At 56.9% G+C, this 21,987-nt stretch carries 20 protein-coding genes; 5 read left to right on the forward strand and 15 right to left on the reverse strand.

The window, feature by feature from the left end:
* Positions 1-145: 145 nt before the first annotated feature.
* The 4 genes from rplI to EI77_RS16685 all read right to left on the reverse strand — a co-directional run bounded on the left by rplI (position 146) and on the right by EI77_RS16685 (position 2,449).
* Entirely contained in the window at positions 146-643 is a 498-nt protein-coding gene (gene rplI / locus EI77_RS16670; RefSeq protein ID WP_133796433.1) for a 50S ribosomal protein L9, read from the reverse strand.
* 75 nt (positions 644-718) lie between these two features.
* A complete protein-coding gene (locus EI77_RS16675) occupies positions 719-1,789 on the reverse strand; it encodes a substrate-binding domain-containing protein (protein WP_133796434.1) in 1,071 nt (356 codons plus the stop codon).
* A gap of 97 nt (positions 1,790-1,886) precedes the next feature.
* Positions 1,887-2,204, reverse strand: a complete 318-nt coding sequence (locus tag EI77_RS16680) for a type II toxin-antitoxin system RelE/ParE family toxin (RefSeq protein WP_133796435.1) — start codon at positions 2,202-2,204, stop codon at positions 1,887-1,889.
* A complete protein-coding gene (locus EI77_RS16685; RefSeq protein ID WP_133796436.1) occupies positions 2,201-2,449 on the reverse strand; it encodes a hypothetical protein in 249 nt (82 codons plus the stop codon). The genes EI77_RS16680 and EI77_RS16685 overlap by 4 nt, the downstream gene beginning before the upstream one ends.
* Before the next feature lie 119 nt (positions 2,450-2,568).
* Between EI77_RS16685 and EI77_RS16690 the strand changes: the two genes are divergently transcribed.
* Positions 2,569-3,315 carry an RraA family protein gene (locus tag EI77_RS16690; RefSeq protein WP_208300387.1) on the forward strand — a complete coding sequence of 249 codons (747 nt, stop codon included), beginning with the start codon at positions 2,569-2,571 and terminating at the stop codon, positions 3,313-3,315.
* Between the two features lie 149 nt (positions 3,316-3,464).
* On the opposite strand, the gene EI77_RS16695 is transcribed toward EI77_RS16690, so the two are convergent.
* Both EI77_RS16695 and EI77_RS16700 read right to left on the reverse strand, forming a co-directional pair.
* Complete coding sequence (locus EI77_RS16695; protein WP_133796438.1) at positions 3,465-4,085, reverse strand: DUF6580 family putative transport protein; 621 nt, start codon at positions 4,083-4,085, stop codon at positions 3,465-3,467.
* Between the two features lie 63 nt (positions 4,086-4,148).
* Entirely contained in the window at positions 4,149-5,381 is a 1,233-nt protein-coding gene (locus EI77_RS16700; protein WP_133796439.1) for a 2-oxo acid dehydrogenase subunit E2, read from the reverse strand.
* A 321-nt stretch (positions 5,382-5,702) separates the two neighbouring features.
* On the opposite strand from EI77_RS16700, the gene EI77_RS16705 reads away from it, so the two are divergent.
* A complete protein-coding gene (locus tag EI77_RS16705; protein WP_133796440.1) occupies positions 5,703-6,320 on the forward strand; it encodes a hypothetical protein in 618 nt (205 codons plus the stop codon).
* Positions 6,321-6,452: 132 nt separating this feature from the next.
* Positions 6,453-7,799: a tRNA uridine-5-carboxymethylaminomethyl(34) synthesis GTPase MnmE gene (gene mnmE / locus EI77_RS16710; RefSeq protein ID WP_133796441.1), complete on the forward strand. Its 1,347-nt coding sequence runs from the start codon at positions 6,453-6,455 to the stop codon at positions 7,797-7,799.
* 8 nt (positions 7,800-7,807) lie between these two features.
* On the opposite strand, the gene EI77_RS16715 is transcribed toward mnmE, so the two are convergent.
* From EI77_RS16715 to EI77_RS16745, 7 genes are all read right to left on the reverse strand, one after another.
* On the reverse strand, positions 7,808-8,551 hold the full coding sequence (locus tag EI77_RS16715) for a hypothetical protein (RefSeq protein WP_208300388.1): 744 nt from the start codon (positions 8,549-8,551) through the stop codon (positions 7,808-7,810).
* Positions 8,487-9,086 (reverse strand): hypothetical protein, encoded by a 600-nt coding sequence (locus EI77_RS16720; protein WP_133796443.1) that lies wholly within the window; start codon positions 9,084-9,086, stop codon positions 8,487-8,489. The genes EI77_RS16715 and EI77_RS16720 overlap by 65 nt, the downstream gene beginning before the upstream one ends.
* A gap of 117 nt (positions 9,087-9,203) precedes the next feature.
* A complete protein-coding gene (locus tag EI77_RS16725; protein ID WP_133796444.1) occupies positions 9,204-10,631 on the reverse strand; it encodes a DUF1501 domain-containing protein in 1,428 nt (475 codons plus the stop codon).
* 103 nt (positions 10,632-10,734) lie between these two features.
* Positions 10,735-11,604, reverse strand: coding sequence for a GxxExxY protein (locus tag EI77_RS16730; protein WP_166647308.1), 870 nt, complete (start codon positions 11,602-11,604; stop codon positions 10,735-10,737).
* Entirely contained in the window at positions 11,597-14,626 is a 3,030-nt protein-coding gene (locus EI77_RS16735) for a PSD1 and planctomycete cytochrome C domain-containing protein (protein ID WP_133796446.1), read from the reverse strand. The genes EI77_RS16730 and EI77_RS16735 overlap by 8 nt, the downstream gene beginning before the upstream one ends.
* A gap of 83 nt (positions 14,627-14,709) precedes the next feature.
* Entirely contained in the window at positions 14,710-16,425 is a 1,716-nt protein-coding gene (gene tgt, locus EI77_RS16740) for a tRNA guanosine(34) transglycosylase Tgt (protein WP_133796447.1), read from the reverse strand.
* A gap of 70 nt (positions 16,426-16,495) precedes the next feature.
* Positions 16,496-17,707, reverse strand: a complete 1,212-nt coding sequence (locus EI77_RS16745; RefSeq protein WP_133796448.1) for a nucleoside monophosphate kinase — start codon at positions 17,705-17,707, stop codon at positions 16,496-16,498.
* Positions 17,708-17,906: 199 nt separating this feature from the next.
* Between EI77_RS16745 and EI77_RS16750 the strand changes: the two genes are divergently transcribed.
* Positions 17,907-18,662 carry a phosphatase PAP2 family protein gene (locus EI77_RS16750; RefSeq protein WP_133796449.1) on the forward strand — a complete coding sequence of 252 codons (756 nt, stop codon included), beginning with the start codon at positions 17,907-17,909 and terminating at the stop codon, positions 18,660-18,662.
* A 76-nt stretch (positions 18,663-18,738) separates the two neighbouring features.
* Here the strand turns inward: EI77_RS16750 and EI77_RS16755 are convergent, their stop codons facing one another.
* Both EI77_RS16755 and EI77_RS16760 read right to left on the reverse strand, forming a co-directional pair.
* A complete protein-coding gene (locus tag EI77_RS16755) occupies positions 18,739-19,545 on the reverse strand; it encodes a cysteine peptidase family C39 domain-containing protein (protein WP_133796450.1) in 807 nt (268 codons plus the stop codon).
* 111 nt (positions 19,546-19,656) lie between these two features.
* Positions 19,657-20,727, reverse strand: coding sequence for a peroxiredoxin family protein (locus tag EI77_RS16760; RefSeq protein WP_166647309.1), 1,071 nt, complete (start codon positions 20,725-20,727; stop codon positions 19,657-19,659).
* 173 nt (positions 20,728-20,900) lie between these two features.
* Between EI77_RS16760 and mnmA the strand changes: the two genes are divergently transcribed.
* Positions 20,901-21,977 (forward strand): tRNA 2-thiouridine(34) synthase MnmA, encoded by a 1,077-nt coding sequence (gene mnmA, locus EI77_RS16765; RefSeq protein WP_133796452.1) that lies wholly within the window; start codon positions 20,901-20,903, stop codon positions 21,975-21,977.
* Positions 21,978-21,987 lie beyond the last annotated feature (10 nt).

A 21,987-nucleotide genomic window follows, 5' to 3' on the forward strand; every position in this document is an offset into this window, starting at 1 on the left:
GGTGGAGCGCACTCGACAGTGTCTGAAAGCTGTCCTCGCTCGGCTGTATGATGTCTTAATCCTCTGAATATCAATTCGGGACAACGCACAAAAAAACCGCGCTTCCTTGCGGAGGCGCGGTTTTAAAACGGGGTTTTCGAGGGGCTTATTCGGCCGAGTCGTCGGTATCAGCGGCGCCTGCGTCGGATTCAGCAAGGACGGTCAGCTTCAAGAAGCAGTTCACGTCAGCATGCAGCTTGACAGGGATTTCGAAGGTGCCGGTGCTCTTGATCGGCTTGTCGAGCTGGATCTGGTGACGGTCGAGCTCCACCTTGGCGGCGCTGTCGGCCACAGCCTTGGCGATGTCCATGTTGGTGATGGAACCGAAGGCCTTGCCGCCCTGACCAGTCTGAAGGGTCAGTTTGAGCTTCAGTTTCTTCAGCTTGGAGGCGATTTTCTCAGCCTCCTGCAGTTCCTTGGCCTCACGCTCAGCGCGGATGGCTTTCAGATGATTGAGGTTGCGAAGATTGCCAGCGCTGGCGTCATAAGCCTTGCCCTGAGGGACGAGGAAATTGCGTGCAAAACCACGCTTCACATGCACGACATCAGCTTCAGCGCCGAGGCCTTGAATCTTCTCTTTGAGTATTACTTGAACGTTTGCCATAAAGTGAGCCCTCCCAGGGAAAGGGGGGCGATTGTACACGCTGAGACTCCCCTGTCAAACGTTGAGACTAGTTTTTCACAATGACTCGCGTTTGAGAAATTCCGGCATGACCTTGGTATCCCCCTTAACTCCCGGCTGCCGGACCAGTCTGTAGATGCGTTTGGCGAAGGTTCCTGCCGTGACGCTGTAGCGGGCGATCTGTGGCAGCGTCTCATCCAGGAAGACGTCGTCATCCCGGCAGATGAGCGCCACATCCTGGGGGATGCGCAGGCTGCGCTGGAGCAATCCGGTGCAGATGGTGAGTGCGCTGGAGGTGCGCGCGATGAGCAGGGCCTGCGGGCGTTGGCGGGCGGAGAGGAGGCGGTCCAGGGCTTTTAACAGGCCTTCCCGGCTGCCATCGTGCCTCTGGATGAGTCCGGTCACCCCGCGGGCAGCGGCAGCTTGCAGGCCTTCCTGAAAGCCAGCTTCGCTTTCCCGGTCACCGGCATACTGAGGCTCCTGAATGATCAGGGCCAGCCGCTGATAGCCCCGGGCTGCCATCAGGCCGGCGGCATGGCGGCACACGGCCCGGTGGTCCCGGTCCACGGATGGGAGGGTGAGCCCTTTAAAGACGGAGCCCACCACCACACAGGGGATTTGTTTTTGCTCAAACCACTGCTGCATGGCCTCGGTGCTGCGGTAGAGAACCCAGGCGGAGGCAGGGACTGTGGTGGTGAGCGTCTGCAGCGCCCGCGCGGGATTTTTTCCTCCCGACCAGGCCCGCCCGACGTGGACTTGAAGCAGGTGCCCCTCACTGGCAAGCTGGCTGCGCAGCTCGTCCACCCATAGGAGGACGAAGGGGGGCATCGCATGCAGCGGCTCCGGGCTGAGCAGGGCCACGGTCAAAGTCTGCGTCTGTGGCTGGGTGGGCGCGCCAGAGGGCGGCTGGCTGACGCGCGTGGGTTTTCCCTGAGAGATCGTGACCAACCCCTCCGCAGCAAGTGCTGTGAGGGCTGCCCGAAGCGTGGGGCGGCTGATGTGCCATTCCTCGCACAGCCTGCGTTCTCCTGGCAATTCATCCTTCCAGCGTCCTGCGGCAATGGCCTCCCGCAGTACACGCAATGTTTCTGCAACCAGGGAGGAGCGTTGGGGAATGCTGGAGTTCATGGCGGTCAGCAAATGTAACCAGTGATACCAGCTCTGCGGCAAGCTATATCCTCAGAAGAAATACATTCTTCGGCTATGAATCGGTGCGTCTGTTATTTCAAAGCGGATGGATTTTGTTGAAGCGATCTTCCCAATATCCCTCTCCACGCCGCTCGTGTGCGATGGCAATGATTTCTACCGTATCAAGGTCAGACGGAAGACGTCTGTTAACAATCCAGTGAGACTGGCGATGAATCTTCCTCCGCAGGGTGCCGTGGCGGCCTCTGATGTTCGAGTCAGGATGTTTCAGAATATAATCAATCGTGGCTTCCACTCGTTCGATGAACAGGCGGCTGTTTTGCTCGGATGTTTCAGCGATGTAAGCGGCTGCCTCCCGGTATTCTTCCAGGGCCTGCTTTTGGAAAACGAATTTCATCCCGCCTTCGGCAATCCAAATTCGGCACGGATTTGTTCCAAGGCAGCATGACCAGGAATGTGTTCGGCATGACCTGCATCACTTGCTGCTACCCGTAGTCCGATTTCCTCCCAAGTGGACTCTGAAAAAACGGTGTCTTCCTTCGTCTGGACAGTGTCCCAAAGCCGTTCCGCCAGATCCCGTCGCGAATCGGCATCCAAGGCCATGGCAGCCGCAAAAACTTGGTTGATGGATTCCGTCATCATGAGGTTAATTTTATCCTACTTAAGGTTTAATTCAAGGTGAGGAGTTCATAGCGGTCAGCAAATGTAACCAGTGATACCTGTTCTGCGGCAAGCGTTAAATGCGCTCCATTCACTTCACCATGCCGATCTCACACTCCGAAGTCCTTCAACTCAAACGCTGGAACACACCCACCATCTACAATGGCTGGGAGCAGGTCACCAAGGGGGATATTGCTGCGGATGCTTTTAATCTGGAGGAAACCCGGGATTTCATGCCCCAGATGGGGCCGATGGTGGGGTATGCGGTGACAGTCGTCGTTCAACCTTCTGACAAAAGCCATCGCGAAGCCAATCCCGATGCCTGGAATGAATACCGCCGTTATGTCGCCAGCATTCCTGGTCCGAAAATCGTCGTCGTTCAGGATCTGGATAAGCCCCGCGTCATCGGTGCTTTTTGGGGCGAGGTGAACAGCAACATGCACCGGGCACTGGGCTGTGTCGGCAGCATTGTTGATGGGGCCATTCGTGATGTGGATGAAATGACGAATGCGGGGTTCAAGGCCCTGGCCCGTCGATTCTGCGTCGGCCACGCTCATGTGCATCCTGTACGCTGGGGCTGTGAAGTGGAAGTCTTTGGACGGACCATTCAGCCAGGACAGCTCATCCATGCGGACAAGCACGGCTTTCTGGCCGTCCCATTGGGCGAAGAGGAGGGGCTGCTGGAGGCTTCCCGCTTCATGGATACCAACGAATGCGAAACTGTCATCCCTGCCGCACGTAGCAGCGTTGGTCTGCCGCTGGAGCAGGTCATCGACAACCTCAGCGCTGCGGGCAAGCAGTTTGGTGAAAACGTCCGTCAGAAATTCCGTCGCGAGGGCGAGTGGTAATCCAAAGACTTTTTCTAATTAAACCATGGCGATGCACGTCCTCGCATCTGATTGCCATCAATCTTCATCCTTGTCTTGTTCCTGGGGACGGTCCTTCCGGGGGGAAAGAACGAGACCGCGAGCCAGGCAAGGATGAAATAGGGGCAGTCTCAGGCCGTCGCCGTTGCCCAGCGCATGGCAGGCATGGAGCGCACCTTGGCCTCTGCATTGAAGGCAACCAAAAGAACGGCGCTGAAGCCGAGATCGCTCAGCAGTGAATTGCGCAAAAAGGTCCAGGTGGGCGGAAAGCCGGGCAGACCGGTCGTGAGCGCCTGAACGAGACCAGCCAGATCCTTGGCGTAATATGGTTTCACCCACCAGCAGAGGACATTGGTGACCACATAGAAAACAATGCCGCAAGTAACCACCCCGAGAAGGGACTGAAGGATGCCCGCCTTGCCGCGCATCTGGTTGGCTGTCCACGCGGCTGCGGCATAGAGGCCATAGGTCAAAAAGACTTCAGCCCGCCCATCGGCCAATGTCCAAAGCTGGGCTCCCATGGCTGCGAAATCAATGGCGATGAGCATCACTGGCCAGGCCCACCAGGGCAGGCTGCCGCGGGGGAAGACCAGCGTACCCGTGAAGGCCAGGGCCATCCATGGGGCGAAGTTTGGCAGCAGCGTCATGCCTTCGGAGGCCAGCTTCATCCATCGCAGTCCCAGGGCCAGCAGGACGAGAATGAGGGGCACCCAAAGCAATGGGGCCGAGGAAGGGCGGGAGTCAGACTTCATGAAAGTGGAGAATAAAGGCACTTACGCCCGGTGCAACAAGCGTGATGGGTAACAAATGCAGGCTTACAGTTTCTCCGGTTCCTGCAAAAGCTGGGCGACACGGGACAGCAAACGCCCTGCGCCACCTCCATCCAGGATGCGGTGGTCGAAGCTCAGGGTCAGTTCCGCCTCAGTCACGGGGATGAATTGCTTCACCTCCTCACTCCAGCGGGGCACCTTGCTACCGGCACCGAGACCCAGCACCAGGTTTTGTTCTGGCAGCGGGATGGGCGTGGCCCAGACGATGCCGAAGGTGCCAAAGTTGGTCACGGTGGCGATGCCGGGACGGTTCACATCCATAGGCAGGCGGCGGGCGCGGGCCTGCTCCACCAGCTTATTATAGGTGGGCACCAATTGCACCAGCGGCGTTTTTTCTACTTCGCGCAGAACGGGTACCAGCACTCCATCCTCCACCTCCACGGCAAAGCCGATGTCGATCGCCCGCGGATGCACGATGCGGCTGCCGATAAGACGACCGGCGACGGCGGTGTTTTCCGCCAGTGCCAGCGCGAGGGCGCGGATGATGTAAAGGGCGGGACCGGGCTTTGGATTGGCGCGTTTACGATGGGAAAGAATGGCGTCCAGGATCACTGGGCTGCCCACGGTGGCCAGAGGGCGGCTCCAACTGCGGCGCATGGAATCCGCCACCGCGATGCGCATCGGCGAGGCCGGCGTCAGGCGGTGCTGCTCCAGGCCACGAAGGAAATTTTCAAAGTCCTCCACCGTTACTCGTCCACCGGCCCCGGTGCCGGCGATCCCTGCCAGATCGGAGGCATTCAGCCCCAGTTCATTCATCCGGGCACGCATCCGTGGGGAGATGTAGCTGGCCCCGGTAGCTCCGGCTGGGACGGGCAGCGCACCGCCCACCACAGGCTCCACCTTCGGCTGGTAGCCCGTGATGTTGTCTTCTTCATTAAACTGGAAATGCAGGGAGTCTGCGCTCGCTGTATTATTGGGCTGGGTCTGCGCAGGCGGCGGTGGCGAGTCCGTGAAGCCCATGGAAAGGGCGTCTTCATCCGATACATCAAACGATGCGAGATTGGACCCCACCGCATAGCTTTTCTGCACTTGTGCGGTGATGCCAGAGACATGGCCTGCGCAGGGAGAGCTGACGGCCATCGTGGCTTTGTTGGTCTCCACTTCAAAGATGTCGGTGCCCGCCTCGATCTGCTGTCCGGGTTCAATGAGAATGCGGACGATGGTGGCCTCGGCGATGGACTCGCCCAACTGGGGCATCAGGATTGGAATGGTCGGCATGAGGAAGGGTGAAAGGCAGGTCGCAAGATGGAAGCAGGCAGTCATCCGTCAAGGCAGCGTGAAACGCAGGACACATCTTTCCAACGTGCCAGCCTGCTGGCGGACCTGTGCAAAAGCTGGCACAGCATCCCCGAAATCAAAGGCCGAATCCATCCCTCGGCGCAACTTGTCTGGGGGTGGAATTGCTGCCTATGAGTCAACCGGTGCGCCATGCCATCCGATGAATCGTTACATAACCGTGCCTTTCTCCATTTGACGTTCTCTATGGCGCGGGCTAAAAAGCCCGAACGTTCCGCGCTAACGCGGGTCTAAGCCGACTCTATGTATTCTGCCCTTCCTTTGTTCCGCCTTTCCCTGGCTCTCAGCTTTCTGGCTCTCACCAGTTCATCCTGGAGTGCCCAGCTACCGCTTGACCACCCATGTGCCACCATGGTGAAGAAGTATCTCGAAAGCGTGGTCGCACAGGATTGGAAGACCGCTTCCGTCATGCTGCTGCCTAGCTCCCTGGAGCGTAAGCAGAAGGAAACCATCGCCATCATCAAGACTGCCCCGACCATGACGGAAGAGGCACAGATGCTGGAGCGCTTTGGTGTCAAAGAAATCCGCGACCTGGAAGTCCTCACTCCCCAGGAGTTCTACATCACGGACCGCACTGCCTGGCATAAGCGTGTGAATGCAGCTCCAGAAGTGACCAAGAAGAAGCAGGACACTTTGAAAATCGACGTTCTCGGCGTGGTGGAAGAAAAGGACAAGGAATACGTCCACGCCACCGTCCGCACTTCCCAGGAAACTCTCACGGATCGTATTGAAGAACTCTTCCTCATCTCCTTCGTCAAAGAGGGCGACAAGTGGCTCATCTGGCCTGAAATGAAAGATCGTCCGATCATCACGCCTCTCGATGGCGCGAAGAAAGAAGACGGCGAAAAGAAGAGCAAGTAATCGACAAAGCAGGCCGGGTCCCGGGCACCGGGAACTCTGGCTGACTCATGTTTGACGGGCCTGATATCCATGCAGGCCCGTTTTCATGTACAGCAGACGCCACCGCCCTCGGCACCTATATCATCCCTCGCTATGCTTCACGATACGATCGCAGCCATTTCGACCGCCATCGGGGAGGCGGCCATCAGTGTCGTCCGTGTCTCCGGCCCCCAGGCTCTTTCCGTCGCGCAGACTGTCTTTCAGGCAGCGAAGCCTTTGACTGAGCTGAAACCCCGGCAGGCTTATTTGGTCAACGCTCTGGATAGTGATGGCGGCCGTTTAGACCAGGGCCTGCTGCTTCTTTTCCGCGCACCGGCCAGTTACACGGGGGAGGATGTGGTGGAATTTCATGGGCACGGGGGGCTGCTGGTCACCCAAAAATTGCTGGAGTCTCTGCTGGCTGCCGGTGCCCGCTCGGCTGAGCCGGGAGAATTTACCCAGCGTGCCTTCCTGAATGGGAAGATGGACCTCACCCAGGCGGAGGCCGTGATGGACCTCATTCATGCCCAGAGTACCCTGGCCCTTAAAGCCGCGCATGAGCAGCTCGGCGGAGCCATTGGGAAAGAGGCTGCCGCTTTGCGCGAAGAATTGCTGCCCGTGCTCGCCCATGTGGAGGCGTACATTGATTTCCCTGAAGAAGACATTTCTCCAGATACGGGGGCTGCCCTTGTCGCAAAAATGGATCTAGTTTTGGCGCGCACCCGCCGCCTCATTGATACCAGTGAGCAGGGGCGCATCCTCCGTCATGGTGCCCGCACCGTCATCTGCGGCGAGCCGAACGTAGGTAAGTCCAGCCTGCTAAACTTATTGTTAGGTTTTGAGCGTGCCATCGTCAGCCCCACCGCAGGCACCACCCGTGATACCATTGAAGAGATCATCCAGGTCCACGGCATCCCTCTCCGCCTCGTGGATACTGCGGGTCTTCGTGCCAGCACCGATGATATCGAGCGTGTCGGTATTGAGCGAACCCAACGTGAACTGGAACGTGCGGACCTCATCCTCGAAGTGGTGGATGGCAGCCTGCCTCCCGCCAGCTCTCAGCGTGTGGCCCTCCCGCCTGAAGTTGAGTCCCGCCGCATCCTCATTTTAAACAAGGCCGATCAGGGGCAGCATCCCGGGTGGAAGGATGGAGTCGCTCTTTCCTGCCTGGACAATACCGGCGTGGAGGCTCTCCGGGATGCAATCCGCGCCGTCATCATGAGTGCAGGCACCCTTCAGGCGGATCATCCCATCGCCATCAATGCCCGGCATAAAGCCTGTTTTGATCGTATCGCCATCCAAGTCCAGGCCGCCCGCACCGCCCTCATGGACGGTGCTGCGCCAGAATACGTCGCCCTTGATCTGCGCGAAGCTCTCCAGTCACTGGGGGAAGTTGTCGGTATCGTGGATGTGGAGCAGATCCTCGACGTCATCTTCTCTTCCTTCTGCATCGGGAAGTGAGATGTTTTTTAGTGGCTTGGAGCTCGTTTGATATCCGCCCTTCTCAAAATGCCATCCAAGGGATAAGGCGTGGCTTGAAACTGAGGAGTCGTTGCAAAATGGAGCGTGCCTGCATCCTGACCGTCCACATAAAGATAAGCACGTGAACATTCGTAGCAGATCACCAGATCATGGGTCTTACCGTCCTTCATGACCCGAATGCCGTGCCTGGGGGAAAAGCATCCAGCCACACCTCCTGCCCAATTTTGACCTGCAACATCCAGCGCCTTGATGACATATCGCAACTTATCCGTCTCCTTCATGTCCAGTTGACCTAGGATAGGATATTCATGAAATTCCTGGCTGGGCGGTACTTTTCTTTGAGGCTCCGCAGGAGGCCTGGGATGGCTCGCGGCTTTCTTTGCCTCATCAGATCCAGGCAACGGAGCGGGTCTGCTAAACGGGTCGTTGACTTCATCCTGTAGCCATGGATCTGGATCCAGCGAATAGAGTATCCATTCAGTGGCCTGTAAATAAGGCAGCAGTTGCTCGCTTTTGTATTCATTTCCGAGCTTGGTTTCACTGTGCCCCGGCAATGTCATCGCGATAAAACCCACCAAGATCAGCCGCCCGATGTTTTTCGTAACCCGGCTGTAAGGACTGCATTCAGTGTGAGTCGAGTCCATGGCGAGAGCAAATGTTAAAGGATCACCGACGCGCCTCAAAGGCATCATAGTAGCCTTTATCAAAGCTCCGGCGGAATCGTGGGTCATAGGCCCCCACATGAGCACCGGCATCCGCCTGACGCCCGGCAACACGATCCCTCAGACCATATTCGTATCCCTGGCTATAGGCCGGATCATTGGACTGCTGATTCTGCTGTGGGGCAGGGGGCGTGTAGCCGGAGCCTGGATAACTTGGCGGCTGATTTGGCGATGGATATCCCGGCTGCTGATAGCCGGGCGGCATGCCCATGCCAGGGGTGCGGCCCTGCGGAGCCGATGACTGGTAGCCCTGCTCATACCCATCCGTATAGGCACGACCCTGGGTGGAGGAATAACCAAAAGGGTTGCGTTGGGAAGTCCGGGGCATCCCGCTGCGGGCATCATCAGTGCCCTCTCTCATGCCGCGTTCGTAAGCCTGCTGAGCCAGGCCCCGGTCCTGCTCCCGCATGTCCGTCCGGTATTGCTCCCGCCCTTCCGTGTAAGGCGGAGGTGACGCTGGCCCAAACGGAGACATCGGATTGCCATACTGGTCCACACATTGAGTCAGGACGAAGGGCAGGGTGCAAAGAAACAGAAAGCGCATGGCGGAAATTAGCTCAGTTATCCCATGCCTGCCAAGGGGATTGCATGGGAAAGAAGGTACGCATTTTCCGTTGGCCTAGTCTTAATATACCAGGATCATTTCATGGGGAAAGCTACATCAAGCCAGCACTCCCTTCACCACCTTCGCCTCCTCTACCCCGGTCAGTTTAAAATCCAGTCCTTGTGACCGAAAGGTGAACCGCTCGTGGTTGATACCCAGGAGGTGCATGACGGTAGCGTGGAGATCACGCACATGAACCGGATTTTCGGCGACGTTGTAGCTGAAGTCATCCGTTGATCCATAGGTCATTCCGGGCTTCACGCCGCCACCGGCCATCCACATGGTGAAGCAGCGCGGGTGGTGGTCGCGTCCCGCTTCCGGGCTGTCCCATTTGCCTTGGCCAGCCACTCCCCGTCCAAATTCACCACCCCAGATCACCAAGGTCTCATCCAGCAGACCACGTTGTTTAAGGTCCTTGATCAGTGCTGCACTTGGTTGGTCGGTGTCCCGACAGCGGGCGGTGCACCAGCTTGGCAGGCGGCTGTGGTGGTCCCAGTCGGGATGGAAAAGTTGGATGAATCGCACACCGCGTTCGGCCAGACGCCGGGCGAGAATACAGTTGGCTGCATAGCTGCCCGCACGCCGTGAATCTGGGCCGTAAAGGTCAAAGACTGAATCCGGTTCCTCACTCAAATCGGTCAGATCGGGCACGCTCGCCTGCATGCGGTAAGCCATCTCATACTGCCGGATGCGGGTGGTGATCTCAGCATCGTTGGTTTGCTCAAAACGCATCTGGTTCAGCTCTCCCAGCCCGTCCAGCATCCCCCGGCGCAAATGCCGTGGCAGGCCGTCCGGATCACGCAGATACAGCACCGGGTCTTTGGAATTGCGCAGCTTCACCCCCTGATAGCGCGAGGGCAGGAACCCACTGCCCCAGTAATGATCATAGAGCGGCTGATCGCTTGGCCGCTGCATTTTGGATATCAGTACCAAGTAGTCCGGCAGATTGCGGTTCAGGCTGCCCAGGCCATAGCTGACCCAGGCTCCCATGCTCGGTTTACCGGGGATCTGATTTCCCGTTAAAAACTGCGTCATGGCAGGCGCATGATTGATCTGGTCTGTCGTCATGGATTTGATGAAGCAGATGTCATCCGCCACCTCGCCCAGATGCGGCAGCCATTCGCTCACTGTGGCACCGCTTTTTCCATGCTGAGAAAACTTCGTGACGCCTGGTAGGATGAGCTGCTTCTGGTTGGCCGTCATGGTTGTCAGCCTCTGCCCCTGCCTTACCGATTCCGGCAACTCCGTGCCAGCCCACTTCATCAGTCCTGGTTTGTGATCATAAAGCTCCAGTTGCGATGGCCCGCCAGACTGCGTCAAAAAGATCACGCGCTTCGCCTTCGGTGCAAAATGCGGTAGCCCGACAAGCCCAGGCATGGGAGCCTCGCCCGCTTGGCCTAACAAAGAGGATAAAGCCATGGACCCCAGCGAAACCCCGGTACATTGCCCCAGGAAATAACGGCGTGTGGTGTGGAGGGAGTTCATGGCATGGCTGGGGCTTGAGATTGATTTTGGCAAAAAGATGTTTGGTAAAAGATGAAAATTTCTCCCTATCTTTTACCAAACATTTTTTTGCCATTACTTAAGTTTATCGAATGGTTGTAAAAGTGACAGTTTGATGGGTGATGTTAATCCACTGCACCGCTGCTAGTGATGTATGCTGAAGAAGTTTGCGCGTATGTGCTTCAAAGATGTCGGTCCTTTCAGGAAGGGCTGTAATTTTGAATGCCACTTCTGGAGATGCTAGCCGCATGGACTGATGCGCAATGTGACCTTTTGAAGAAAAAACTGGCACTGGAATATGAACTCTTTCTTCGCCGCCCAAAGCATGGGTGAGTGCTTCTTCATAAAGTCCAATTTCAAGTCCGCTTCCCCAATCTGAAATCAGTGCGTTCACCATATCACGCATTGCTTCACAAGCTGATGTTTGCCCGCGCCATTCCGTATCAATGATTTCTGGGTGGCGCAGATTTTCCAGTCGCTGATGACAGTTTACAAATTCATGCTGGACCCGTTCAGTTCGCATATTGGCAATCTTGCCATGAGCCAGATCGCACAGAAGAAGGTAGTTGATAGTCTGGCCCCGGTGCCGCGCATGGATAGAGTCCGCAGTTTTGAATTCGAAAAGCGCACTTCCATGGACAAGCGCATCAATGAAATAAGTTTTGCTAAAGTTGCCATGAGTGACCGTGACAGATGGCTCTAAAGCGACGCCTCCCATTCTGTTGGCGAGTTCGAGCTTATAAACCCTCTCGTCAAAAAACCGGCCAAACTCGTTGTGAATGGCAAAGACATGTTCCATCACCTCATGAGAGATCTGCTTGAACTCTTTTTGAGTAATCCGGGTGGTCGAAATGGAGCGATGAATAGGCATTCGCAGTTCTGGCAAAAAGATGTTTGGTAAAAGATAACTCCTTTCTTGCCATCTTTTACCAAACATCTTTTTGCCATTATTCATGAGTAATGGCCTCATCCAGATTGAGAACAAGGCTGGCGACCAGCGTGTGAGCAGCCAGAGCAGGCATGGAGCTGTTTTGAGCGGCGACACCGGGGATGGTGGAAAGGTATTTGGCGGCATCTTCGGGATGTGCTTGGTAATGAGTGAGAGCACGGTCCAGTTCACGTGTCAGGACAGTGAGTTCCTTCTGCGTAGCTTGCCTTGAAAGGACCCGCAGATAGAGGGCCTGAAGCCGTTCTTCGTTGCTTTGATCATGAAGCATCATTTGTTGGGCCAGTGTCGCTGCGGCTTCCATCATGCTGGTGTCATTCAGCAGGGTGAGGGCCTGCAAAGGGGTGTTCGTGCGACTGACGCCTACTTCACAAACACGACGCTGGGCGCTGTCGAACAGGAAAGTCGGGGCGATGCTCCGCCGCCAGAAGGCGTAGAGAGTACGGCGATGTTGGGCAGGTCCTTCGCTTGGTTCATAGGTGAAGCGGCCCATGAAATTCTCCTCCCAAACGCCATCCGGTTGATATGGCCGCACCGGCGGGCCGCCCAGCGCAGGATTCAGCAGGCCGGAAGCCGTCAGTGCCGCATCACGCATCATCCAGCTCGGCAGGCGAAATCTGGGGCCACGCGCTAGCAGCCGGTTTTGTGGATCTCGCTCAATGAGATCGGCAGCCACCGCCGAATCCTGACGGTAGGCCTCGCTCATGACGATCAGTTTCAGCAGACGTTTTACATCCCAGCCATGCTCCATGAAGTCCACCGCTAGCCAGTCTAGCAGTTCCGGATGCGTGGGCCGCTCTCCTTGCAGACCGAAGTCATCCGGCGTCCGTACCAGCCCTGCGCCAAAGCACATCTGCCACAGATGATTTACAAACACTCGCGCAGTTAGCGGATTCTCCTTGGATGTAATCCATCGCGCCAGCCCCATTCGGTTGCGTGGTTCGCCTTCTGGCCAGGGCGCAATGGCCGCTGGTACATCCTGTGTGACCCGTTCGCCATGCTTGTCCCATACCCCCCTCAGGAGCACATGTGTTTCGCGCGGTTCTTTGCGCTCAGACAAGACCATGACGTTCAGCTTGCCCGCGGCAGCCTTCACTTCCTTGAGCTGACTGCTTGCACGGGTTAGCGAAGTCTTGGCCGTCTGATAAGGGGCATGGTCTTCCAAGAATTGAGCAAACAAACGCTCGCGCAAAGATGGATCAAGTTTGGCCAGGTCCGTTACTCTCGCTGCCGCAAGCTGTTCCAGCGGGGCCTGTTCCAGGCCATTGACCGCAGGCCCCGGCTGGTCTGTGACCGATACCCGGAAGCGGCCTATGTTGGCATCGCCGTTGGTGGAACGGTGCAGCATTTGGAAAATCAGCTCCTCCTCTGACTCCAGGGACAGAGGTGTGGCCAGGGCAAAAACGGCCGTGTGCGGCTCAGTCTGCGGTGCGCCCTCGGTCGTCCAGCCATTACGAGGGTCATCATCCAGCGTGCCTTTGACATCGCCATACACACGCGCAGCCTTGGTCGCTTTCATGAAGGTGTCCGCCACCGCCCCGGCTACTTTGATGTCGCGGATCTGCGTGCTGCCGCTGCGCTTCACCTGCACCTTGATATCCGTCAGGATAAACTCGCCGCTGGCACCACGTGACAGTCCGCCGCCAGTATGGGAGGCGTGAGGAAAGACCTCCAGCTTCAGGCCGGCGATGCGTTTTAGCCCGATGGCAGTGGTCAGCCGATAGTCATCCTGTTTCTTGTTAGGCCCGGAGGCCTGCACCGTTGCATCGTCCTCCTGTGTGAGCACCGTGCCTTCTTCAGACTCCAGCTTGCCCCTCAGGGGATGCCATGCGGTGAACCCAAGGCCCACTTCCTGATGCCGCGCCGCCAGCCACTCAGCAAAGGGGGCTGCGGCTTCCTCACGGGCCTGTTTTTCTGCTGGCGTACGCTCGTCCACCAGTGCCTGGGCTTCCAGCACCGCCCGTGCTGCCAAGGGGGACTGATAGCTAAGATAGGGCCGCGCTTTGGTGCCAGCAGAGCCGTCTTCATCCACGCTGTTGAAGAAGGCCGCCATGCTGTAATAATCCGCATGGCTGATGGGATCAAACTTGTGCGTGTGACACTGCGTGCAGCCCAATGTCAGGCCCATCCAGACCGTGCCGGTCGTGTTTACCCGGTCGATGACGTAGTCCACCCGTGACTCTTCCTTGTCCCGTCCGCCCTCACCGTTCGTCATGTGATTGCGGTGAAAGCATGTCGCTACTTTTTGTTCGGCAGTGGCATCGGGGAAAAGGTCTCCGGCGAATTGCTCCAGCGTGAACTGATCGAAGGGTTTGTTTTCATTGAAGGACTGGATGACGTAATCACGCCATGGCCAGTTCGTGCGGTTGGCATCCGCCTGAAACCCGTCCGTGTCTGCATAACGCGCCGCATCCAGCCACCACATGGCCATCCGCTCGCCGAAGTGCGGAGAGGCCAGTAATCTGTCCACTTGCGCTTCATAACTGGAAGACTCAAACGCTGCTATTTCTTCCGCATTTGGCGGCAGGCCAGTGAGGTCAAAGGAAAGTCGTCGCAGCAGGGTGTGTGCTGGAGCCTGAGGGGCCATTTGAAGGCCTGCTTTGGACAATCGTGCTGTGATGAAGTGATCCACAGGATGCCCCGTCACTTTCGTTTTCACCGGCTTTTCAAAAGCCCAGTGCTTGCCCCAAACTGCTCCCTGGGCGATCCAGCGACGTATAACGTCAGCCTGTTCTGGGTTAAGGCGCGGCTTGTGGGATTTAGGCGGCGGCATCAGTTCATCGGCATCCTCTGTCAGGATGCGGGCCAGGAAATCGCTCGCCTTGGGATCGCCGGGTTTGATGACGCTCATCGCCCCATCTTGAGTGTCCAGCCGAAGGTCTGCCTTGCGGTGAGCTTCGTCCTGGCCATGACAGCTCAGACAATTATCGGACAGGATCGGCAGCACATCGCGGCTGAAACTGACCGTCTCTTCACTGTAGGAAAAGAGCGGCAGCAGGGCAGCAATGAAGGCGGCGGATCGGACGGACATGGACAATACCATGCCATAAAGAACGCTCCCGGCCATGAAGCGTGCAGGCATTGCCTTTGGACTATCCGATCATTTTTAGCGACCTATCTCTCAGGTGTTCCAATGGGAATCTCCATCCCTGGCAGCACCTGGTGGAATGTCGCTTCCGGGGGAGATGGAGCCTGAGGGATGGTTTTATCCAGAGGCCCTTGCAGGAGGGTCCAGGTCAGTCCCGTCTTGTAGCGTGAGGTCCATGCATTGCGATGCAAAAGTGTGTCCGCCGCGCCATGACGCAGATAGGGGAAATGCCTCTTGTGGCTAAGTGCCAGCCGCAGGGGTGAAAGATCATTGGTTAGGCTGACGATGTGCATTGGCCTGACCGGCCCCTTGTCCGCCTCCATCTCGTAAGTCAAAATGGCCGCAATCGCCGCCGCACCCGCTCCAAGGCCGATATCCCAGACGATCAGCGGCATGGACTCTTCTGCACTTTCACCTGCTGGCAACCGCAGGTGGGTGGCCAGGTGGGCATCCTCCGTCCAGGCCGCTGCCGTCACATCCGTATTCACCGTCTGGCCCGTACCGATGTGAAATATCCGTGCGGCTTCACCGGCGCGCAGTTCCAACTCATAGTCTCCCATCCTTTGGGCATGATCCGGGCTGATGACGGGCGGCTTCACGGTGGTAATGGGATGGTCCACATCTTCCACCTGGAGAATCTGCCTTTTTTCGTGATACAGCTTCAGGAAACGGTCTTCCAAAATGCTCTGGCGGATCTCCCGCATGAGCTGGTGATAAAAGTGAATGTTATGCTGCCCCATGAGCTGCCAGCCCAGCGGCTCCTGCGTCTTCGTCAGGTGGTGCAAATAAGCCCGAGTATATTTGGCGCACACCGGGCAGGTGCAGTCGGGATCTAGCCTCTCTTCAGAAAATTTATACACCGAACGGCGGAGTTGAACGATCCCGCGCGAGGTGAAAAGCGATCCGCGTTTAGCCACCTGCGTGGGGATGATGCAGTCAAACATGTCCACCCCGCGATGCACCGCCTCCAGCACGTCCAGAGGTGTGCCCACACCCATCAGATAGCGGGGCCGGTCCTGCGGCAGCAGGCAGGCCGTCATCTCGCAGGTATCCTCACGCTCAGCTTTCTCCTCCCCCACTGCTAGCCCACCGATGGCAAAGCCGTCAAACGGCAGCTGCATCAGACCTTCGGCACTCTCACGCCGCAGATGCGGATACAGCGCCCCTTGCACAATGGCGAACATGGATTGGGGGGAGTCTTCGCGTGCCGCCAAACTACGAACCGCCCAGCGCTGGGTCACTTGCAGGGCCGCACGTGCCGCAGCCTCATCGGCAGTGGAGGGAATGCACTGGTCCAGCACCATCATGATGTCACTGCCAATGGCCATCTGTGTCTGGATACTCAGCTCCGGGCTCAGCAGGATGCGCTGGCCATCCACGTAACTTTGGAAAACTGCCCCAGCTTCCGTCATAGAGCGGGAGTGGGGCAGGGAAAAGATCTGGTAGCCGCCAGAATCTGTCAGCACGGATCCGGGCCACTGCATGAATTGATGGATGCCACCCATCCGCTTAAACACCTCCGGCCCTGGCCTCAAAAGCAGGTGATAGGTGTTGGCTAACAAAATTTGCGAACCGGATTCATGCAGCGTCTCTGGCAGCTGCGCCTTCACCGTCGCTTGAGTGCCTACCGGCATAAAAAGGGGCGTACGCACCGTGCTATGCAGTGTGCGGAAGGTGGCCGCACGTGCGCGCGAGCCGGTGGCCTGGGCTTCTAATTGAAAATCGAGACGGGAAGGGGACATGAACACCCTTTCCCTATCGTCGATTCAGCCGTCGTCGAGAGCAAAGCACCGTCCGTCTCTCACAGAAGAGTTAACCGCGCCGGATCTCCGACCCCTTGAACCGGATGCCAAAACGGAAGACCTTCTTTTTCCGGCACTGGATTATCCCTGTTTGCAGGTCAAATTTCTCAGGAATCTCAATGTGATGGAGGTCCACCGTCGCCTGAAAACCGCGCTCGGAAAAGATGTCAATCAAGATGGCCAGCGCCTGCGGATCGTGAAACAGTTTGTCCTCGGAGTTGATGTCCGCCCGGCCCGAAATGGCATGACGTACAATGATCGGCATCATCTTTTCCTCGATGAAATTCACCACGGCCTGCATTATTTCAGGCTTCTCAACCTTATAGCCATCCAGCCTGCGCACCAGGTCCTGCCGCGCATGGCGGACGATCTCGCTGGCCAGTGGCAGCTTGCGTAGAAGATCAAATGTCCTTGGATCCAGTTCCAGCGAGCTTTGGTATTCCAGCTCACGGACGATGTTTTCCTGCACCAGTTCCAGCGGTGCCTGGGCATTGATGAAGTGATAATGAAAGATCTCTTTCAGCGAGACCAGTGCATCATAAGTCTTCTCCTTGAAGACCTTATAGCGGTTTCTGGCCAGGTTCGTATCAAAGTCCGTGGCTCTTTCCTCCCACAGTTCCCCCAGGCCGGAGCGCCGCACCTCCTCATTGTGTGCCAGCACTTCTTGGCCACGTTTCAACTGCCGGGCGATACTCTCCGCCTCATCCACAAACAGTACCATGATATGGAAGATCGGCTGTTTGAAATGAAACGCCTCCGGTGTTTCGGAAAAGTCCATTCGCAGCCGCATCATCTCATCAAAGAGCAGCTTCAGGCACTCCACCTGTACTTTGGTGCGGGGAAAGCCATCCAGGATCGCCCCATTCTGCTGCTCCGGTTCCAGCAGCTTGCGGATCAAGATGCCCACCACTTCACGGTCACCCACCATGCCCCCTTGGGACTTCAATTTCTGCGCCTCTGGACTGTCCAGCAGCGCACTCACCACGATGGGTTCTGCGGTGATGCCACGCAGCTTGCGGATGAAATTGGTATTCGTCCCTTTCCCCGCACCCGGTGCGCCGCCCAGCAGGATCAGCTCCTTCGGAAACCGCAGGTTCTCACGCCCATAGTCTTCCTCCAGCTTCTTCCATACCTGGTTAAAGATAAGCTGCGCATCCTTAATTTCCAAATCCGCCGGAGCGGTCGGTTTGAGGGCGGGGGTTTCTGTAGGCACAGGCGGCATGGATGGGGCTTATCGCAGGGAGCCTCACTTGCCAAGCTCCGTCATCAAAAACTACTGGGTGACAGAATTTCGTAATTACCCCGGACTATCTTTGCCAGACATCCAGAGCTTTCGGCTGGAACGAAGTATGCTTGTTGTTTCATGGCTGAAATTCACGGGATTTTGGCCGGAGTTGGATTAGGGGTTGAACCACACTTCTATGCTTGCGCGTTCCTTCGAACTTTTTTTAAATCAGGTGCGGTCTTGGCGAAAGGAGCCGCTCATCCCTGCGGCCCTTTTAATCATTGCCTGTGGACTGTTTGCCTTCATCGAAATCGCGGAAGAGGTGCAGGAAAAGGAGTCACACAGCTACGATGAAATGATCCTGCTGGCGATGCGGGAGCCTGGAAATACAGCGGATCCGTTGGGTCCCCCTTGGATGGAAGAGATGGGCCGGGATCTCACGGCCCTGGGCGGATTCACGATCCTGACCGGTCTGACGGCTGCCTCCATGGGCCTGATGCTGCTGTTTGGCCGTGTGCGGCTTTCACTGCTCACGCTGTTGGCCATCATGGGCGGCATGCAGGCCTCGGCCTGGTTGAAAAGCATGTTTGACCGTCCGCGCCCGGACCTGGTACCGCATGGGGTGCTGGTGACCAGCGCGAGTTTTCCCAGCGGCCATGCCATGATGGCGGCAGTCGTCTATCTGACTCTGGGCGTCATGCTCGCCCGCACCCAGACCAGTCGGAAAGTCCGGCTCTACATCGTATCTTTGTCGGTATTCATCGCCCTTTTGGTCGGCTGCAGCCGGGTGTATCTGGGCGTCCACTGGCCCACGGATGTATTGGCTGGCTGGATGCTAGGCGGAGCCTGGGCCGTGACCTTTGGCCTCATTGCCCTCAAGGTGGACCCCCGCCGCCCTGGCGATGAAGGTAGCGCCGATGAGGATGCGGATACGCTGAAGGAGATCGAGTGAAAATTCAGTTCTGGGTCTGCGATTGACGGCTTTGGGATGTAAGATGCCGCCCCTTGCAAGGGATACATTTAGCTTTCTAACGCATGGGATGACTTGAATGAACCTCCATCCAAAATCCTGTGAATTTATATCGTTGCTCTAACTCTCCAAGCTCCAGCACCTCGCTTCCACGCAACGGATCACCGATGTGAAACTGTTCGTCATTACGGGAAAGCACGGCGATAAAATGGCCTGTATGGCCAAACCGCACTCCAACAATGGCCGGGAGAGAGTGGGCCTGAAATCGGTGAGGAAGGTCAGTGGTGACATGCATCGTGGCTTCGAGATTCCTTTTTCGGAGTGCCCTTGCCAGATACCAGACCTCTGTTCCTCCCTGGTAGGAGTAGGCTTCGCGTGCTAATGCCGATTCACTGACGGTGATTCCATGATGTCTCAAAATGGTTGCGGCTGATGCGGCTCCACAGGTGGAATAGGTGCTTTGCAGACAAATGTCTCCCTGCCACTGGTCTTGTAAAGAGCCTTCAGGTAATGGACCGAGAAAGGGCTTCACAAAGGGAACGCTCACCAATGCGGAGACGATAAGTAGCACCAGTATTCGGGGAATCGCACTAAAGAAGCTCGCCAAGAATCCACCCGCCACTCCGATCAAGATCAAAGCCGATTCTATCCTCTGCCAAGAACGGAATTCATAGTACCATGCGGGCACATCTACCAGATGGGCATAATACCCCGCAAAGCTCGCTCCAGGAAGGGCTAGAAGAACAAGGAGTCCTGTCCACACAGCCCTAGTACCTTCAGACAGCCTTCCGGCCAAAACATAGCTCACAAAAAAAGCCAAAAATACTACCACTGTGCATACGATACCGAACCAGTTGGGATTCATGAGGGCGAGGGGAACCGACAGATAATAAGGCTGTTATGCTGATTAAGCCTGAGCTCCACGGCAAGCCAAAAGGATGGGCGACGATTCTCGTCACGCCATGGGCACGCCACACTACAGTCCCTTCAAGCTTTCCCTCACCGCCTCAATGCTGGTCTGCTTGAGCAGGATTTTCCCATCCGGGCCAATCAAATACAGGGTGGGAAAGTTACGCAGGTTAAAGAGGGTGGTGATGGGACCCGATGTGGTGCCGTCGGACCAGTTGCGAAAATTGACCTGATAGTCCGCATAGGCTTTGCGCGCTTCCGTGGGAATGTCGGTGTTGATGCCCAGGACCGTCACCGGTTTTCCCCCGGTCTTCATGTCGGTGACAAACTGGTTCACCACTGGCAGCACCCCATGGCAGGCATGGCACCAGCCGCCCCAGAAGATGAGGACTACGTACTGGCCACGGTGGTCACTGAGTTTGAAGGTCTGTCCATCCAGGTCCTGCCCTTCGATCTCCGGGGCCGGACTTCCTGCGGATAGGTTGGCCATTTCAAATAGCATGCGGCCTGCCTGCTCGGCGATGGGGAAACCTTGGATTTTCACATCGCCATGAGCGGAGATGATTTCCTGGAAACAATCCATGGAGCGCGTTTTGGCTGCTTCCTCCTCCGTTGGACTCAGACCTGCATCGAAGCGGCGGAAGTAATGCATGCCCAGAGCATAAAGGGCGGCGGCTTTCTCCTCCGCATGGGGATTCTTCTGGCGGATGGTTTCCAGGATAGATTCGACCTTTTCCAGAGGCTGAAATTCCAGGGATTTCACAGCCGGGGCAATGCCTGCACTGGCAGCAAACGTGGTGGAGAGGAGATCGAATGCCTTTTGGGATTCCGGGAAAGCGGCGGCCTGGGTGATGAGCCAGACGATGCCCGTGATACCGCCAGGATCTTCTGGACTGGCCTCAATGATAGCCAGGACGCGCGTGGCATACGGCGCAGCACTCGGTACGGTGGAGCGATAGCGGGCCCGCTCCTCCTCGGTGGTCGCTGCAATGATCTTTTGGGTATTGGCGCGGACATTGGTTTCGTATTCGTCGATCACCGTGCGGATCTGGAGGTGAACCGGACTGCGAGTCAGGTCGCTCTGCGCGTTCAGCACGGTGACGAGGCTCAACAGGAAGAAGATAAGAAAGCGGGGCATGGCGAAAGGATGCAGATTGGCGGATTCAGTCCGAGTTTGAGGCTTGGGATAAACCTGAGGCAGAAAGATGAACATGTCTAATTTATGGTAATTATAAAGACATGTAAACAAGAACTCGCAGCTTCTGCCAACGGCCATTTGTTTACCGACAGCGTTTATGTCATGAAGAAGGAATGAAGATTTTGGCCGCTATGTCAGGGGGAGTGGACAGCAGTGTTGCGACGGCGCTGCTGGCCCGGGAGGGGCATGAAGTCGTGGGGGCTTACATGAAGAACTGGATCAATGAGGAAAACATCATTGGCCACTGCCCCTGGGAGGAAGACATTGTGGATGCCCGCGCAGTGGCGGACCAGTTGGGCATCGAATTTCATGTGGTGAACCTGATGAAGGAATACCGGGAGCGGGTGGTGAAATATCTGCTGGAAGGATACCAGGACGGCATCACCCCGAACCCTGACGTGATGTGCAATCGGGAGATGAAGTTCGGCGTCCTTTGGGATTGGGCTAAGGAACGCGGGTTCGATGCCATCGCCACGGGTCACTATGCGCGCAAGGGGAGTGATGGGCTATCCATCCTGCGTGGAGCCGATCCTAACAAAGACCAGACCTACTTCCTGGCGATGATGCAGCCTGAGCAGGTACGCATCGCCCAGTTTCCCATCGGCCATCTGTTGAAGCCAGAGCTACGGGAGCAGGCGCGGCAGTTGGGATTGAAGACGGCAGAAAAGAAGGATAGCCAGGGCATCTGTTTCATCGGCGAGGTCAAAATGGAAGACTTTTTGCGCACTTTTGTCGCGGATAAACCCGGGCCAATTGTGAATCTGGAAGGCAAAGTCCTGGGGGAGCATAAGGGCCTGCATCTTTATACCCTGGGGCAGCGGAAGGGCATCGGTGTGGCCAGCAATCTATACAAGCAGGCCTATGTAGTGGTGGCAAAGCGGCATGAGGCCAATGAACTCGTCATCGCCATTGAGCGACCGGATACCCCCCTGCTATGGGCCAGGAAATGTACCCTCACCGGGGTATCCACCACCGGCTCCCCTCTGGATGCAGAGCGGACTCTCCAGGCACAGCCACGGTATCGCTGCCCGGCAGGGGATGCGGTCTATACGCCAGTGGGAGAAAACCGCGCCGAACTGGTCTATACGCAGCCGCAGCGGGCGCTCACCCCCGGGCAGATTTGTGCACTCTATGATGGCGACCAATTACTGGGCGGAGCCGTCTTTGAACGCATCGAATACGAAGGCTAACCTGGAGAAA

This window comes from Prosthecobacter fusiformis, from assembly GCF_004364345.1.
GTDB lineage: Bacteria > Verrucomicrobiota > Verrucomicrobiia > Verrucomicrobiales > Verrucomicrobiaceae > Prosthecobacter > Prosthecobacter fusiformis.

Coding starts and splice junctions, on each gene's coding strand:
- EI77_RS16735 (WP_133796446.1), bottom strand. CDS start 14,626: ATGTCCGTCCGATCCGCCGCCTTCATTGCTGCCCTGCTGCCGCTCTTT.
- EI77_RS16700 (WP_133796439.1), bottom strand. CDS start 5,381: ATGCCGACCATTCCAATCCTGATGCCCCAGTTGGGCGAGTCCATCGCC.
- EI77_RS16715 (WP_208300388.1), bottom strand. CDS start 8,551: ATGACCCACGATTCCGCCGGAGCTTTGATAAAGGCTACTATGATGCCT.
- EI77_RS16760 (WP_166647309.1), bottom strand. CDS start 20,727: ATGCCCCGCTTTCTTATCTTCTTCCTGTTGAGCCTCGTCACCGTGCTG.
- EI77_RS16705 (WP_133796440.1), top strand. CDS start 5,703: ATGTATTCTGCCCTTCCTTTGTTCCGCCTTTCCCTGGCTCTCAGCTTT.
- EI77_RS16755 (WP_133796450.1), bottom strand. CDS start 19,545: ATGAATCCCAACTGGTTCGGTATCGTATGCACAGTGGTAGTATTTTTG.
- EI77_RS16720 (WP_133796443.1), bottom strand. CDS start 9,086: ATGCGCTTTCTGTTTCTTTGCACCCTGCCCTTCGTCCTGACTCAATGT.
- mnmE (WP_133796441.1), top strand. CDS start 6,453: ATGCTTCACGATACGATCGCAGCCATTTCGACCGCCATCGGGGAGGCG.
- EI77_RS16725 (WP_133796444.1), bottom strand. CDS start 10,631: ATGAACTCCCTCCACACCACACGCCGTTATTTCCTGGGGCAATGTACC.
- EI77_RS16680 (WP_133796435.1), bottom strand. CDS start 2,204: ATGAAATTCGTTTTCCAAAAGCAGGCCCTGGAAGAATACCGGGAGGCA.
- EI77_RS16695 (WP_133796438.1), bottom strand. CDS start 4,085: ATGAAGTCTGACTCCCGCCCTTCCTCGGCCCCATTGCTTTGGGTGCCC.
- EI77_RS16745 (WP_133796448.1), bottom strand. CDS start 17,707: ATGCCGCCTGTGCCTACAGAAACCCCCGCCCTCAAACCGACCGCTCCG.
- EI77_RS16690 (WP_208300387.1), top strand. CDS start 2,569: ATGCCGATCTCACACTCCGAAGTCCTTCAACTCAAACGCTGGAACACA.
- tgt (WP_133796447.1), bottom strand. CDS start 16,425: ATGTCCCCTTCCCGTCTCGATTTTCAATTAGAAGCCCAGGCCACCGGC.
- EI77_RS16675 (WP_133796434.1), bottom strand. CDS start 1,789: ATGAACTCCAGCATTCCCCAACGCTCCTCCCTGGTTGCAGAAACATTG.
- EI77_RS16685 (WP_133796436.1), bottom strand. CDS start 2,449: ATGATGACGGAATCCATCAACCAAGTTTTTGCGGCTGCCATGGCCTTG.
- mnmA (WP_133796452.1), top strand. CDS start 20,901: ATGAAGATTTTGGCCGCTATGTCAGGGGGAGTGGACAGCAGTGTTGCG.
- EI77_RS16750 (WP_133796449.1), top strand. CDS start 17,907: ATGCTTGCGCGTTCCTTCGAACTTTTTTTAAATCAGGTGCGGTCTTGG.
- rplI (WP_133796433.1), bottom strand. CDS start 643: ATGGCAAACGTTCAAGTAATACTCAAAGAGAAGATTCAAGGCCTCGGC.
- EI77_RS16730 (WP_166647308.1), bottom strand. CDS start 11,604: ATGAATAATGGCAAAAAGATGTTTGGTAAAAGATGGCAAGAAAGGAGT.